The organism is Geodermatophilus telluris, from assembly GCF_900102745.1.
In the GTDB taxonomy this organism is placed as follows: domain Bacteria; phylum Actinomycetota; class Actinomycetes; order Mycobacteriales; family Geodermatophilaceae; genus Geodermatophilus; species Geodermatophilus telluris.
Map to the genome: position 1 here is coordinate 399,547 of NZ_FMZF01000004.1, position 13,118 is coordinate 412,664.

General features: G+C 76.4%; 16 protein-coding genes. 6 read left to right on the plus strand and 10 right to left on the minus strand.

The features are described from left to right. Positions 1-74: 74 nt before the first annotated feature. The 7 genes from BLQ97_RS15195 to BLQ97_RS15225 all read right to left on the minus strand — a co-directional run bounded on the left by BLQ97_RS15195 (position 75) and on the right by BLQ97_RS15225 (position 7,066). Positions 75-959, minus strand: coding sequence for a DegV family protein (locus BLQ97_RS15195; protein WP_091366830.1), 885 nt, complete (start codon positions 957-959; stop codon positions 75-77). A 65-nt stretch (positions 960-1,024) separates the two neighbouring features. Continuing rightward, a complete protein-coding gene (locus BLQ97_RS15200; RefSeq protein WP_091366831.1) occupies positions 1,025-1,774 on the minus strand; it encodes a histidine phosphatase family protein in 750 nt (249 codons plus the stop codon). Then, a complete protein-coding gene (gene rsfS, locus BLQ97_RS23985) occupies positions 1,771-2,433 on the minus strand; it encodes a ribosome silencing factor (protein WP_245692213.1) in 663 nt (220 codons plus the stop codon). The genes BLQ97_RS15200 and rsfS overlap by 4 nt, the downstream gene beginning before the upstream one ends. Further along, positions 2,430-3,140 (minus strand): nicotinate-nucleotide adenylyltransferase, encoded by a 711-nt coding sequence (gene nadD, locus BLQ97_RS15210; RefSeq protein ID WP_245692214.1) that lies wholly within the window; start codon positions 3,138-3,140, stop codon positions 2,430-2,432. The genes rsfS and nadD overlap by 4 nt, the downstream gene beginning before the upstream one ends. 301 nt (positions 3,141-3,441) lie before the next feature. After that, complete coding sequence (locus BLQ97_RS15215; RefSeq protein ID WP_175471756.1) at positions 3,442-4,899, minus strand: vWA domain-containing protein; 1,458 nt, start codon at positions 4,897-4,899, stop codon at positions 3,442-3,444. After that, the gene (locus BLQ97_RS15220) at positions 4,899-5,786 is read right to left on the minus strand and encodes an AAA family ATPase (protein WP_091366832.1); all 888 of its coding nucleotides are present in this window, start codon (positions 5,784-5,786) and stop codon (positions 4,899-4,901) included. The genes BLQ97_RS15215 and BLQ97_RS15220 overlap by 1 nt, the downstream gene beginning before the upstream one ends. A gap of 26 nt (positions 5,787-5,812) precedes the next feature. Beyond that, positions 5,813-7,066, minus strand: a complete 1,254-nt coding sequence (locus BLQ97_RS15225; protein WP_091366833.1) for a glutamate-5-semialdehyde dehydrogenase — start codon at positions 7,064-7,066, stop codon at positions 5,813-5,815. Positions 7,067-7,131: 65 nt separating this feature from the next. Between BLQ97_RS15225 and BLQ97_RS15230 the strand changes: the two genes are divergently transcribed. The 4 genes from BLQ97_RS15230 to BLQ97_RS15245 are packed head-to-tail and all read left to right on the plus strand — an operon-like array spanning position 7,132 to position 10,353. Next, positions 7,132-8,082, plus strand: a complete 951-nt coding sequence (locus BLQ97_RS15230; protein WP_091366834.1) for a metal ABC transporter substrate-binding protein — start codon at positions 7,132-7,134, stop codon at positions 8,080-8,082. Next, positions 8,079-8,885 (plus strand): metal ABC transporter ATP-binding protein, encoded by an 807-nt coding sequence (locus tag BLQ97_RS15235; protein ID WP_245692215.1) that lies wholly within the window; start codon positions 8,079-8,081, stop codon positions 8,883-8,885. Before BLQ97_RS15230 ends, BLQ97_RS15235 begins: the two co-directional genes overlap by 4 nt. Continuing rightward, positions 8,885-9,919: a metal ABC transporter permease gene (locus tag BLQ97_RS15240; RefSeq protein WP_091366835.1), complete on the plus strand. Its 1,035-nt coding sequence runs from the start codon at positions 8,885-8,887 to the stop codon at positions 9,917-9,919. The genes BLQ97_RS15235 and BLQ97_RS15240 overlap by 1 nt, the downstream gene beginning before the upstream one ends. Continuing rightward, the gene (locus BLQ97_RS15245) at positions 9,916-10,353 is read left to right on the plus strand and encodes a Fur family transcriptional regulator (protein WP_091366836.1); all 438 of its coding nucleotides are present in this window, start codon (positions 9,916-9,918) and stop codon (positions 10,351-10,353) included. Before BLQ97_RS15240 ends, BLQ97_RS15245 begins: the two co-directional genes overlap by 4 nt. Here the strand turns inward: BLQ97_RS15245 and BLQ97_RS15250 are convergent. Further along, positions 10,334-10,780, minus strand: a complete 447-nt coding sequence (locus BLQ97_RS15250; protein WP_091366837.1) for a MarR family winged helix-turn-helix transcriptional regulator — start codon at positions 10,778-10,780, stop codon at positions 10,334-10,336. The genes BLQ97_RS15245 and BLQ97_RS15250 overlap by 20 nt on opposite strands. Before the next feature lie 72 nt (positions 10,781-10,852). On the opposite strand from BLQ97_RS15250, the gene BLQ97_RS15255 reads away from it, so the two are divergent. Together BLQ97_RS15255 and BLQ97_RS15260 are read left to right on the plus strand one after the other, a co-directional pair. Continuing rightward, entirely contained in the window at positions 10,853-11,509 is a 657-nt protein-coding gene (locus BLQ97_RS15255; RefSeq protein ID WP_091366838.1) for a maleylpyruvate isomerase family mycothiol-dependent enzyme, read from the plus strand. Next, positions 11,506-11,811 carry a hypothetical protein gene (locus BLQ97_RS15260; protein ID WP_091366839.1) on the plus strand — a complete coding sequence of 102 codons (306 nt, stop codon included), beginning with the start codon at positions 11,506-11,508 and terminating at the stop codon, positions 11,809-11,811. The genes BLQ97_RS15255 and BLQ97_RS15260 overlap by 4 nt, the downstream gene beginning before the upstream one ends. 14 nt (positions 11,812-11,825) lie before the next feature. Here BLQ97_RS15260 and BLQ97_RS15265 read toward each other — a convergent pair whose 3' ends face one another. After that, positions 11,826-12,608, minus strand: a complete 783-nt coding sequence (locus BLQ97_RS15265) for an isocitrate lyase/PEP mutase family protein (protein ID WP_091366840.1) — start codon at positions 12,606-12,608, stop codon at positions 11,826-11,828. Positions 12,609-12,626: 18 nt separating this feature from the next. Continuing rightward, a complete protein-coding gene (def, locus tag BLQ97_RS15270) occupies positions 12,627-13,109 on the minus strand; it encodes a peptide deformylase (RefSeq protein ID WP_091366841.1) in 483 nt (160 codons plus the stop codon). Positions 13,110-13,118: the final 9 nt, after the last annotated feature.

Consider the following 13,118-nt stretch of genomic DNA (forward strand, 5'->3'; position numbering starts at 1 on the left):
CACCCCCTGTGGACGACCGGCGCGGGGTGGTGCCCGGCCGGGTGCACGCTGCGCCCGTGCACCCGGTCCTCCGCTCAGTCCTCCGCGTGCTCGTCGCCGCCTGCCGGCGGCTCGTCGGCCGGCGCCACGACGACACCCACCGCTCCCGGGCCGACGTGCGCGCCGACCACGGCACCGAGCTCGCTGACGTGGAACTCGCGGATGCCCGGGATGGCCTGCCGCAGCTCGGCGGCCAGGCGCTCGGCGCGCTGCGGCGCCGCCAGGTGGTGGACGGCGACCGCGGCGCCGGGCCCGCCGGCCGCCTCGGCCGCCCGCTGCACCAGCCGGGACAGGGCCCGGGCCGACGTCCGGACGCGTTCGAGCGGGACCACCTGCCCGTCGACGACGTGCAGGACCGGCTTGACGGCGAGCGCGGTGCCCAGCAGGGACGCGGCCGCGCCGATCCGGCCGCCCCGGCGCAGGTGCTCGAGGGTGTCCACGACGAACAGCGTGCGGGTGCGGGCGGCCGTGTCGTTGGCGGCCGCGGCCACGTCCGGGGCCGCGGACCCGCCGGCGGCCGCGCGGGCGGCGGCGAGGACGGCGAAGCCGGTGCCCATGGCCGTCGACCGGGAGTCGACCAGGGTGACCAGGTGCTCGCCGACCTGCGCGGCGGCCAGGCGGGCGGCGTCCCAGGTGCCGGAGAGGTCGGCGGACAGGTGGACCGAGACCACCCGGTCGGCCCCTGCGGCGAGGAGCCGGCGGTAGGCCGCGACGAAGTCCCCGGGGGTGGGACGCGAGGTGGACACCTTCTGGCCGCGGCTGGTCAGTGCCCGGGCGACGTCCTCGGGGGTGACGTCCTCGCCCTCGCGGCCCGACCGCCCGGCGAGGACGACATAGCAGGGCACGACCTCGATGCCGTAGTCGGCGACGACGTCGGGCGGCAGGTAGGCCGTGGAGTCGGTGACCACGGCGACGACCACCAGGGGAGGCTAGCCCGCCGGGTCCGGGTCGCCCGGGGCAGGCGACGAGCGGTCCCGCACCGGGGTCAGGCCACCGCGTCGGCGTCCTGGGCCGTCGCCGGGGTCGCCTCCTCCGGGGTGGCGCCGGCCTCGACCGGGGCGGCGGCCGATCGGGCCGGGGCCGCCTCGGCAGTCGGGGCGGCCACGTCGGCCACCGTGCAGTTGTGGCGCATCAGGCGCCACCGGGTGCCCTGGCGGACGAGCTCGCTCCAGCCGCAGTTGGCCAGGGGGCCGAAGACCCGACGGTGCTCGGGTCCCAGCTCCAGGAGGGCCTCCACCAGTCGTCCGGCGGTGCCGCCGTGGGTGACCACGACGGCCACCTCCGCCTCGGGCAGTTCGGTGAGCGCGGCCAGCGCGCGGGCGGCGACGGCCGGCGCGTCCTCCCCGCCGCGGCCCTGCACCGGGCGGCCGGCCAGCCAGTCGGCGTACTGCTCGGGGTACCGGGCGGCGACCTCCTCTCGGGTCAGCCCCTCCCAGCAGCCCAGCCCGTGCTCGCGCAGCCGCTCGTCGAGGCGCAGCGGGGCGTCGAGCAGACCGGTCAGCGCGGTGGCGGTCTCGGCGGCCCGGACGAGGTCGCTGGAGACGACGACCGTGCGCTCGGGGGCCAGCCCGCCGGCCACCAGGTGCGGCGCGGTGCGGGCCGCCTGTCCGCGGCCCTCGGCGTCCAGCGGCGGGTCGAGCTGGCCCTGGAAGCGGCCGGTGGCGTTCCACTCGGTCCGGCCGTGCCGCCAGACGACCAGGCGGGGCACCGGCAGGGCGGGGACGGCTGCCGTCACCGGCCGGTCGCCTCCGGGCCGGCGGCCGGGATCTGCGACGGGTCCCGCGTCGGGCTCAGGAACGGGTCCTGGAGCGGGTCACTCTCCACCAGGTCGTCCTCGACGAGGTCCTCGTCGGTGACGTCGGCCCCGCCGGTGGCCCCGGCCGCGGCGGTCGCGCCGGTCCCGGTGGTGGTGCCGGCGCGGGCGTCCCCTGCTGGGTCGGGCGTCAGCGGCACCGGGTCGGAGCTGCCGGGGTCGACGTCGTCGGCCGAGAGGGTGCCGGCGGGCGCCCCGGTCCCCGCGGCGGAGGGCGGCGCGGCGCGGTCGACGAACGGGATGGTCGGGCAGTCCTTCCACAGCCGCTCGAGGGCGTAGTAGGCGCGCTCCTCGGTGTGCTGGACGTGCACGACGACGTCGACGAAGTCCAGCAGCACCCAGCGGGCCTCGGCGACGCCCTCGCGACGCACCGGCTTGACCCCGTGCCGGCGCAGGCGCTCCTCGACCTCGTCCACGATCGCCTGCACCTGCCGCTCGTTGGGCGCGGCGGCCAGCACGAACGCGTCGGTGATCGCCAGCCGCTCGCTGACGTCGACGATCGAGACGTCGGTCGCGAGCTTGTCGGCGGCGGCCTGGGCCGCGAGCAGCGCGGTCTCCCGCGCCTCGGCCGAGGCGGTCATCGGGGCACCTCCTGGAGGTGGGGAGCTGGTGGGTCGTGGGGGTCGGAGGGGGACGGCCCGGGTGGGCGGTCGGCCACCCGCTGGTCCCCGCGGGGGAGGTCGGTGCGGCGGGCCCCGGACGAGGAGCGGTAGAGCCGCCGCTTCTCGATGTACTGCACCACCCCGTCGGGGACGAGGTACCAGACGGGCATCCCCCGCTCGACGCGCTCGCGGCAGTCGCTGGAGCTGATGGCGAGTGCCGGGATCTCGACCAGGCTGACCGACCCCTCGGGCAGGTGCCCGTCGGCGAGGGCGTACCCGGGCCGGGTGACGCCCACGAAGTGGGCCAACCGCAGGAAGCGCTCGCTGTCGCGCCAGCTGAGGATCTGCGCCAGCGCGTCGGCGCCGGTGATGAAGAACAGCTCGGCGTCGGGGCGCTGCCGGTGCAGGTCGGTGAGGGTGTCGATGGTGTAGGTCGGGCCCTCCCGGTCGACGTCGACCCGGCTGACGGAGAACCGCGGGTTGGAGGCGGTGGCGATGACGGTCATGAGGTAGCGGTCCTCGGCGGCGCTGACCACCCGCTCGCTCTTCTGCCAGGGCTGGCCGGTGGGGACGAACACCACCTCGTCGAGACCGAACAGCCCGGCGACCTCGCTGGCGGCCACGAGGTGCCCGTGGTGGATGGGGTCGAACGTCCCACCCATCACCCCGATCCGGCTGCCGGTCACCGACCGAGCCTAGCCGGGTGGCGGGGAGGCGGTTCGCGAGGACCCGGGGGTGGGAGGCCGGCCCGACGCCCGGCGTGCGGACGACGCCGCACCCGGGCTGCCGGGGCCACCCCGGCCGTGACCGGCACCCCCGTGCCGTCGGTCACGGGTGCCCGCTCCCCGCGGCTGCGGGGTCCACCGGCCGGCCGGCCGGCGACGGGCACCACGCTGACAACGACGCACCGCGCGATCGGTCACGCACGACCGACCGGGGCACGGCAGGTCTCCCCACCCCGACGCGGCAACCAGGGCGCGGTGGGGGTCAGAGGGTGGTGACGAAGTCCGCCAGCTGGGTGGCGTTGCGGCACTCGACCATGTCGATCACCTCGCCGTAGCGGTCGGCCGCGGAGTCCCCGCTCCCCCACAGCCGCCGCGGCTCGGGGTTGAGCCAGTGCGCCGAGCGGGACCGCTTCACCAGGTCGGCGAGCACCGGCAGCCCGGGCTGCCGGTAGTTGGTGCGCCCGTCGCCGAGCACCAGCAGCGACGTCTTCGGCCCGACCGCCGACGGCCAGCGGTCGGCGAAGACCTCCAGCGCGTTGCCGTAGTCGCTGTGCCCGTCGAAGGCCACGACGTCGGCCTCCCGGCCGATCCGGGCGACCGCGTCGGACACGTCGGCGCCGGGCCGGAAGAAGCGGGTCACCTCGTCGGTGGCGTCGACGAACGCGAACGCGCGCACGCCGGAGAAGTGCTCCCGCAGCGCCTGGGTGAGCATCAGCGTGAAGTGGCTGAACCCGGCCACCGAGCCGCTGACGTCGCAGAGCACCACCAGCTCGGGCTTGTGCACCTTCCGCGGCCGGTGGTGGGTCACCACCGGCACCCCGCCGGTGCCCAGCGACGCCCGCACGGTCCGCCGGAAGTCCAGCCGCCCCACGCGGCCCATCCGCCGCCGCGCCGACAGGCGCACCGCCAGCCGGCGGGCCAGCGGCGCGACCGTGCGGCGCAACTCGGCGAGGTCGGCCTGCTGGGCGCGCAGGAAGTCGACCTGGTCGGCGAGCGGGCGCACCGCGCTCTTGGCCACCCGGTCGCGCCCGCGCTCGGCCGCCGCGCGCCGGCGCACCTCGGCGTCCACCGCGGCGCGGAAGGCGGCCAGCCGCTCGCGCACCGTCTGCCGGGCCACCTGCTCGGCCAGGCCGCCGCGGCCGCCGTCGCCGAGCAGCCCGGCCAGCAGCTGGGCGACCAGCGTGTCCGGCGACAGCGCCCGCATCACCCGGTAGCCGAAGTAGGACTGCCCCGACGGCGAGGCCGGCGCCCGCCCCAGCTGGTCGACCGCCTGACGGGCGAAGCGGCGCAGCGCCTCGTCGTCGCCCTCGAGCAGCAGCCGGGCGAGCTCCTCGCGCATCCGCCGGGCGAGGTCGCGCTCGTCGCCGTGCCCCTCGGGGAGGTCCAGCGTCGAGCCGGCGTCGTCGTCCCCGGGCTCGCCCTCGCCGTCGTCCGCACCGCCGGACGGGTCGCCCGCGGGCCGGTCGGCCAGCGGCCACCACAGGTCGAACAGCACGTCGTAGGCCGGCCGCTGGGCCGCCCGCTGCAGCAGCACCGCCGCCAGCCCGTGCCGCAGCTGCTCGCGGTCGAGCAGGTCGACGACGGTGAGGATCTCCGCGGCGTCGACGGCCTGGCTGATGCCCACCGGGATCCCGGCCTCGCGCACCGCGCGGACGAACCCGTCGAGGTGACCGGCGAGACCACCGGTGGCGGCCGCACCGGACGACGTCGCCGCGCTCATCAGTTGAGCCGCAGCTCGGCGGCGGCGCGGTCCTGGTCGCTGGCGTGCTTGAGCACCACACCCAGCGTCGAGCGCACCGCCGTCTCGTCGAGGGTGTCCAGCCCCAGCTCGAGCAGCGTCTGCGCCCAGTCGAGGGTCTCCGAGATCGACGGCGACTTCTTCAGCTCCAGCGCCCGCAGCGCCCGGATGGTGCGCACCAGCTGCTCGGCCAGCCCCGGTGCGAGGTCGGGCACCCGGGAGAGCACGATCTCCCGCTCCCGCTCGGCCGACGGGTAGTCCAGCGACAGGTACAGGCAGCGCCGCTTGAGCGCCTCGGACAGCTCCCGGGTGGCGTTGGAGGTCAGCACGACGGTCGGCCGCCGGGTCGCGGCGATCGTGCCGAGCTCGGGGATGGTCACCTGGAAGTCGCTGAGCACCTCCAGCAGCAGGCCCTCCACCTCGACGTCGGCCTTGTCGGTCTCGTCGATGAGCAGCACGGTGGGCTCGGTGCGCCGGATCGCGGTGAGCAGCGGCCGGGAGAGCAGGAACTCCTCGCCGAAGACGTCGTCGTGCACGGCGTGCCAGTCGGCGCCGTCGGCCCCCTGCGCGGCCTGGATGCGCAGCAGCTGCTTCTTGTAGTTCCACTCGTAGAGCGCCCGGGCCTCGTCGAGTCCCTCGTAGCACTGCAGCCGGATCAGCTCCGACCCGGTGGCCGCGGCCAGCGCCTTGGCCAGCTCCGTCTTGCCGGTCCCGGCCGGGCCCTCGACCAGCAGCGGCTTGCCCAGCCGGTCGGCGAGGAAGACCGTCGTGGCGATCTGCGCGTCGGGCAGGTAACCGGCGGTCGCGAGCCGCTTGCTCACGTCGGCGACCGAGGAGAACTGGGGCGTCTGCGTCGGCGGGCGGGGCATGCGACTCCTCGGGGAGGGCGGGCGGGTCAGCGGGTGTGGCCGTTCCCGGTGACGACGTAGGTGGTGCTGGTCAGCTCCGGCAGGCCGAGCGGACCGCGGGCGTGCAGCTTCTGGGTGGAGATGCCGATCTCGGCGCCGAAGCCGAACTCGCCGCCGTCGGTGAACCGGGTCGAGGCGTTGACCAGCACGGCGGCGGCGTCGACGCCGGCGGTGAAGTCGGCGATGGCGCGGGCGGAGTCGGCGACGATCGCCTCGGAGTGCCCGCTGCCCCACCGCGCGACGTGGTCGAGGGCGGCCGGCAGGTCGTCGACCACCCGCACGGCCATGTCCATCGACAGGTACTCGGTGGCCCAGTCCTCGTCGGTGGCCGGCACGACCGCGTCGTGGGCGGCGCGCGCCGCGTCGTCGCCGTGCAGGGTGACCCCGGCGTCGGCCAGCGCCGACAGCAGCCGGGGCAGGAACGCCACGTCGCGGTGCACCAGCAGCGTCTCGGCGGAGTTGCAGACGCTGACGCGGGAGGTCTTGGAGTTCAGCACGACCGCCTCGGCCGTCGCCGCGTCGGCGGAGGCGTCGACGTAGACGTGGCAGTTGCCGACGCCGGTCTCGATCACCGGCACCCGCGCCTCGCGGACGACGCGTTGGATGAGCGAGGCGCCCCCGCGCGGGATGACCAGGTCGACCAGGCCGCGGGCGGACAGCAGCTCGCCCACCGACGCCCGGTCGGCCGGCAGCAGCTGCACCGAGCCGGCGGGCAGCCCCGCCTTCTCCCCGGCCTCGGTGAGGACGGCGACCAGCGCGGTGTTGGTGCGGTGCGCCGACGCCGACCCGCGCAGCAGCACCGCGTTGCCGCTCTTGAGGCACAGGCCCGCGGCGTCGACGGTCACGTTGGGCCGCGCCTCGTAGACGATGCCGATCACGCCGAAGGGCACCCGCACCTGCCGCAGCTGCAGCCCGTTGGGCAGCCGGGAGCCGCGGACGACGTCGCCGACGGGGTCGGGCAGCGCGACCAGCTCGCGCAGCGCGGCGGCCACCCCGGCCACCCGGGCGGGGTCCAGGCGCAGCCGGTCGACCGTCGAGGCCGGCGTCCCGTCGGCCTCCGCGGCCGCCACGTCGAGCGCGTTGGCGGCCAGCACCTCCTCGGCGCGCTCCACCAGCGCGTCGGCCATCGCCGACAGCGCGGCGTCCTTGACGTCGGTCGGCAGGGTGCGCAGCACGCGGGAGGCGGTGCGGGCACGCAGGGCGGCGGCCCCGATCAGCGGGAGCTCGGCGACGTCGGACACGCCCCGGAGGGTACGCGCCGGACCCGTCGGCCGGACCGTCCGGCGGACGTGTGAGAATGGTTCTCATGACCACTCCGGCCGCCCGCCTCGTCGCCTCCACCGCCGCCGCGGCCACCGCCGTCCTGCTCACCGGCTGCGGCTCCGACGGGGCGCGGGCCGGCGCCGACGACGGCGTCGGCGTGGTCGCCGCCTTCTACCCGCTGCAGTGGGCCGCCGAGCGGGTCGGCGGGGACCGGGTCACGGTCACCTCGCTGACCCCGCCGGGCGCCGAGCCGCACGACCTGGAGCTCACCCCGCAGGACGTCGGTGCGCTGAGCGAGACCGACCTGCTCGTCTACCTCGAGGGCTTCCAGCCCGCGCTGGACGACGCCGCAGCCGAGGCCGGGGACGCCGCCTGGGACGCCGGGCAGGCCGCCGACCTCTCCCTGACCGCCGACGCACACGCACACGAGGGCGAGAGCGAGGAGGAGCACGCCGAGCACGCCGGCGAGGAGGTCCCCGACCCGCACTTCTGGCTCGACCCGACCCGCCTGGCCGACGTCGGCGACGCCCTGGCCGACCGCCTCGCCGAGGTCGACCCCGACGGCGCGGACACCTTCCGCGACGGTGCCGCGGCGCTGCGCGGCGACCTCGAGGCCCTGGACGCCGAGATGGCGCAGGGCCTGTCCGACTGCGCGGTGACCACGGTGGTCACCGGTCACGACGCCTTCGGCTACCTCGCCGACCGCTACGGCCTCGACGTCGTCGGGGTCAGCGGCCTGAGCCCCTCGACCGAGCCCAGCCCGGCACAGCTGGCCGAGATCTCTACGCTGGTCCGGGAGCGCGGCGTGACGACCGTCTACACCGAGACCCTCGTCGACCCCGCCGTGGCCGAGACCGTCGCCGAGGAGGCCGGTGTGCAGACCGCCGTCCTCGACCCGCTCGAGGGGCTGACCGAGGAGTCGGCCGGCGCGGACTACCTCGAGGTGATGCGGGCCGACCTGGCCACGCTGCGGGAGGGGCAGGGCTGCGCGTGACCGACCCCGCGATCCGGCTCGCCGGCGCCACCATCGGCTACGGCGACGTGGCGATCGTCCGCGACGCCGACCTGAGCGTGCGGCGCGGTGAGGCGGTCGCGGTCCTGGGCTCCAACGGCTCGGGCAAGACCACGCTGTCCCGGGGGCTGCTCGGCCTGGCCACCGTCCTCGGCGGCACGGTCGAGGTGCTCGGCGCCCCCGTCGGCCGGCTGCGCGAGCGCGGCCGGGTGGGCTACGTGCCGCAGCGGCACACCGTCAGCGGCGCGATGCCGGCCACGGTGCGCGAGGTGGTCGGCGTCGGCCGGCTGCCGCGGCTGGGCCTGTTCGGCCGGCCCGGCGCGCGCGACCGGGCCGCGGTCGCCGAGGCGGTGCACGCCGTCGGCCTGGCCGACCGGCTGGACGACCCGGTCGCCGCGCTGTCGGGCGGCCAGCAGCGGCGGGTGCTGGTGGCACGCGCGCTGGCCGCCGAACCCGAGCTGCTCGTCATGGACGAGCCGACCGCCGGGGTGGACGCGGCCAGCCAGGCGGCGCTGGCCGGCGTGCTGGCACGGGTGGCGGCGGCCGGGACGACGCTGCTCGTCGTGACCCACGAGACCGGCCCGCTGGCCGGCGTGCTCACCCGCGCGGTCGTCGTCGACTCCGGCCGGCTCACCTACGACGGGCCGCTGGCCGGGGTCGGGGCGGCCACCGGTCCGGACTGCCACCACCCCGAGGAGGCCGCGCGGCCACCGGTCCGCGGCTACCGCCTCGACCAGCCGCGGCCGGCGCCCGACGCCGTGCGCCTGCGCGACGGGAGCCGCTAGTGGAGCTGCTCGAGTACGGGTTCATGCAGCGGGCGCTGCTGGCCGCCCTCATGGTCGGCCTGGTCGCGCCCGCCGTCGGGGTGTTCCTCGTGCAGCGCCGGCTGTCGCTGCTCGGCGACGGGCTCGGGCACGTCGCGCTGACCGGCGTCGGCGTCGGCGTGCTCACCTCCAGCGCGCCGGTCGGCACGGCGCTGGTCGCGGCCGTGCTGGGCGCGGTGCTCATCGAGCTGGTCCGCGCCCGCGGGCGCACCAGCGGCGACGTCGCCCTCGCCGTCCTGTTCTACGGCGGCATCGCCGGCGGCGTGGTGCTGCTGTCCCTGGCCCCGCGCGGGCAGGCGACCAACCTCGACGCCTACCTCTTCGGCGCCATCACCACGACCACCGCCGCCGACGTCGCCGTCTTCGCGGTCATCTCCGTGGTGGTGCTGGCCGTGGTGTGGCTGCTCGGCCGGCGGCTGTACGCGGTGAGCGACGACGAGGAGTACGCGCGCGCCGTGGGGCTGCCGGTGCTGCCGCTCAACGTCGTCCTGGCCGCGCTGGTCGCCTCCACGGTCGTGCTGTCGATGCGGGTGGTCGGGCTGCTGCTGATCAGCGCGCTGATGATCCTGCCGAGCGCCGTCGCGCAGCTGGTCGGGCGCAGTTTCCGCAGCACGCTGTACCTGGCCTGCGGGGTCGGCGTCGTGGTCAGCGTCGCCGGGACCGCCGGCTCGTACTACACCGGCACCCCGTCGGGCGGCACGATCGTGCTGCTGGCCATCGCGCTGTTCCTCGTCGTCACCGCCGGGGTCGCGTTGCGCGACGCGACGGCGCGGCGGCGGCACGGCCGCCTGGCCGAGGTGCACGCCGCGCACCCGCACGAGCACGGCGAGGGGTGCGGGCACCGGCCGGTGCCGCACGGCGACCACGTCGACTACGACCACGACGGGCACCTGCACGCGCCGCACCACACGGTCACCGGCACGCACTACGACGAGCACAGCGGATCCGCCCACCCGACCGCCGTCGTCCCGCCGGTGGGGAGGGAACGGCCGTGAGCGCGCCCGAGGTCCCCGCCCGCCGCCAGACGCGGCAGCGCACGGCGGTGCTCGCGCTGCTCGACGAGCTCGACGGCTTCCGCACCGCCCAGGAGCTGCACGCGCTGCTGCGCGAGCGCGGCGACGCGGTGGGCCTGGCCACCGTCTACCGGGCGCTGCAGGCCCTGGTCGACGACGGCCTGGTCGACGTGCTGCGCAGCGAGGTCGGCGAGGCCGCCTACCGGCGCTGCTCGCCGGTGCACCACCACCACCTCGTCTGCCGGTCCTGCGGGCGCACCGTCGAGGTGGCCGACCCGCCGGTCGAGCGCTGGGCCGCCCGGGTGGCCGCCGAGCACGGCTTCGCCGACGTGCAGCACCAGCTGGAGGTCTTCGGCACCTGCCGGCCCTGCGCGGCCGCCCAGCGCGAGGACCGGCTCAGCGGTAGGGGTCGGTGATCTCGCGCAGCCGGGTGAGCGCCGTGCGCAGCTGCGCGGCGGCCTCCTCCCCCAGGTGGGCCGTCCACTCCGCCTCCACCTCGGCCTCGACCCGGCGGGCGATCGCCACCACCTCCAGCCCGCGCTCGGCCATCTGCACCAGCCGGGCCCGGGCGTCGGTGGGGTCGGGCACGCGGCGCACGTAGCCGGCGCGCTCGAGCTGGTCGACCAGGTGGCCGGCGGTCTGTTTGGTCACCAGCGCCTGCTCGGCCAGGTCGGTCAGCCGGGTGCCCCGGGGTCCGATCCGGGCGGCGATGCGGCCCTGGGCGGGGGTGATGTGCCCGTGACCGGCGGCCGCCACCGCCGCCAGCACCCGGGCCTCCATGGCCCGGTGCGGGTAGAAGCAGAGGAGGCCGAGGTTCTGCCCGTCCCCGTGCGAACCGCTCACGACACCCCTTGACGTTGGTCAGATCTTCTGACTTGATAGTCAGCACATCGTACCAACTCCGAGGAGGTCGTCGTGGACCTCGACGACGTGTGGCGCTATATCGACGCCGAGCGGGCGAGCCTGGCCGACCTGCTCGACGACCTGTCCCCGGCCGAGTGGGACACGCCCTCCCTGTGCGCCGGGTGGCGGGTGCGCGACGTCGCGGCGCACCTGACCCAGGCCCAGATGCGGCTGCGGGAGGCCGTCGTCCCGGCGATCCGGGCCGGCGGCAGCTTCGACCGGATGATCCGCGACTCCGCCCTGCGCGTCGGCCCGCTACCCGACGCCGAGTACGGCCGGCGGATCCGGGCGATGGTCGGCTCGCGGCGGCGCGCTCCGTTCATCAGCCCGCTCGAGCCGCTCGTCGACGTCCTCGTGCACGGGCAGGACGTCGCCGTCCCGCTGGACCGGGACCGGCCGGTGCCGCCGGCACCCGCCGCCGCGGCGGCACGGCGGGCCTGGGAGATGGGCTTCCCCTTCCACGCGCGCAAGCGGCTGGCCGGCCTGCTGCTGCGGGCCACCGACGGCGACCTGGTGCTCGGCGCGGGCGCCCCCGTCGAGGGCACCACCGGCGACCTGCTGCTCCTGGTCACCGGCCGCACCGCCACGGTGCACCGGCTCTCCGGCGCGGGCGTGCACCGGCTGCCGGCGGCGCACGGCCGCCGGGAGGAGTCGAGGAGGGCGACATGACGTACGCCGTGACCATGGACGTGGCCGAGGCGGTGGAGCTCTACGACGCCTTCCACCGGCTCCTGCTGGAGCGGACCGGCGGAGCCGTCGACGGCCTGCTGGTGCACCTCGCCCGGCAGACCGTGGACGGCTTCCAGGTCGTCGAGGTGTGGGAGTCGCGCGAGGACTTCGAGCGCTGCACCGCGGAGGTCGTCGGGCCGCTGGCCACCGAGCTGCTGGAGGGGCGGCCCCGCCGTCCCACGGTGGTCACCGAGTTCGAGGTCCGCGGCCTCGTGCTCCCCCGGTCCGGCGTCGCCGTCTGACCGCCGGTCCCCACTCAGTTCAGCGCGCGGGTGCCGGGCGGCAGGACGCCGCCGCCGACCATCTCGACGACGGCGTCCTGCAGGGCGGTGAGCGCGACCCGCTGGGTGAACGGGCCGGTGGAGACGCGGGCCACGCCGAGCTCCTGCATCTCGCGCGCGGGCAGCGAGGCCCCGGGGACGCTGATCAGCGTCAGCCTGCCGCGGCCCAGGCCCTCGACCACCGCCTCGATCTCCTCGCGCGCCACCAGGCCGGGGACGAACACGACCGGCGCCCCGGCCTCGAGGAAGGCCTGCCCGCGGCGGACCACCTCGGCGACCAGCTCGCCGCGGTCGGCGCCCTGCCGAGCACGGATGACGGCGTCGGTGCGGGCGTTGAGCACGAAGTCGACGCCCGCGTCGCGGCCGGCGCGCACGACCGCCTCGACCGCGGCGACGGCGTCGTCCAGGGGCCTCATCTGGTCCTCGAGGTTGCCCCCGACGACGCCCTTCTCCATCGCCCGGCGGGCGGTCTCCCCCGCGTCGCCGTAGCCGGCCTCCATGTCCATGCTGACCGGGAGGTCCACCGCGGCGGTGATCCGGCCGACCATGTCCAGGTGCAGGTCGAGCGGGATGTTCTCGCCGTCCTCGTAGCCGAACGTCGAGGCGATGCCGTGGCTGGCGGTGGCCAGCGCGCGCACGCCGTCGGTGGCGGCGACCACCTGCGCGGAGACGACGTCCCACACGTTGGTGAGGACGAGGATCTCCGGGGCGGTGTGCAGGTCGAGCAGGGTCCGGGCGCGGGTCGCGAGGTCGGTCACGGGACCTGACCGTACGGGTCAGCGGTCGCGCAGTGCACGCAGCGCGGCCTTGCGCGCCTCGCCGGTGAGCCGGTCGAGGAAGACCTTGCCGTCGAGGTGGTCGACCTCGTGCTGCAGGCAGCGCGCCATCAGCCCGCTGCCCTCGACCCGGACCGGCTCCCCGTGCACGTCGAACCCCTCGACGACGGCGTGCATCCCCCGCACGGTGGGGGCCCACAGCCCGGGCACCGACAGGCAGCCCTCGTCGCCGTCCTGGGTCTCCTCCGAGACCTCGGTGAGCCGCGGGTTGACCACGTGGCCGATGACGCCGTCGATGTTGTAGCTGAACACCCGCGCGCCGACGCCGATCTGCGGCGCGGCCAGCCCGGCGCGGCCGGGGTGGTCGACGGTCTCGACCAGGTCGCGCACGAGGGCGGCCAGCTCCCTGTCGAAGGCGCGCACCTCGTCGGCGGGGGTGCGCAGGACCGGGTCTCCGAGCTCGCGGATGGGACGGATCGTCACGCCGTGCAG

Coding starts and splice junctions, on each gene's coding strand:
- rsfS (WP_245692213.1), bottom strand. CDS start 2,433: ATGACCGCCTCGGCCGAGGCGCGGGAGACCGCGCTGCTCGCGGCCCAG.
- BLQ97_RS15215 (WP_175471756.1), bottom strand. CDS start 4,899: ATGAGCGCGGCGACGTCGTCCGGTGCGGCCGCCACCGGTGGTCTCGCC.
- BLQ97_RS15220 (WP_091366832.1), bottom strand. CDS start 5,786: ATGCCCCGCCCGCCGACGCAGACGCCCCAGTTCTCCTCGGTCGCCGAC.
- BLQ97_RS15230 (WP_091366834.1), top strand. CDS start 7,132: ATGACCACTCCGGCCGCCCGCCTCGTCGCCTCCACCGCCGCCGCGGCC.
- BLQ97_RS15260 (WP_091366839.1), top strand. CDS start 11,506: ATGACGTACGCCGTGACCATGGACGTGGCCGAGGCGGTGGAGCTCTAC.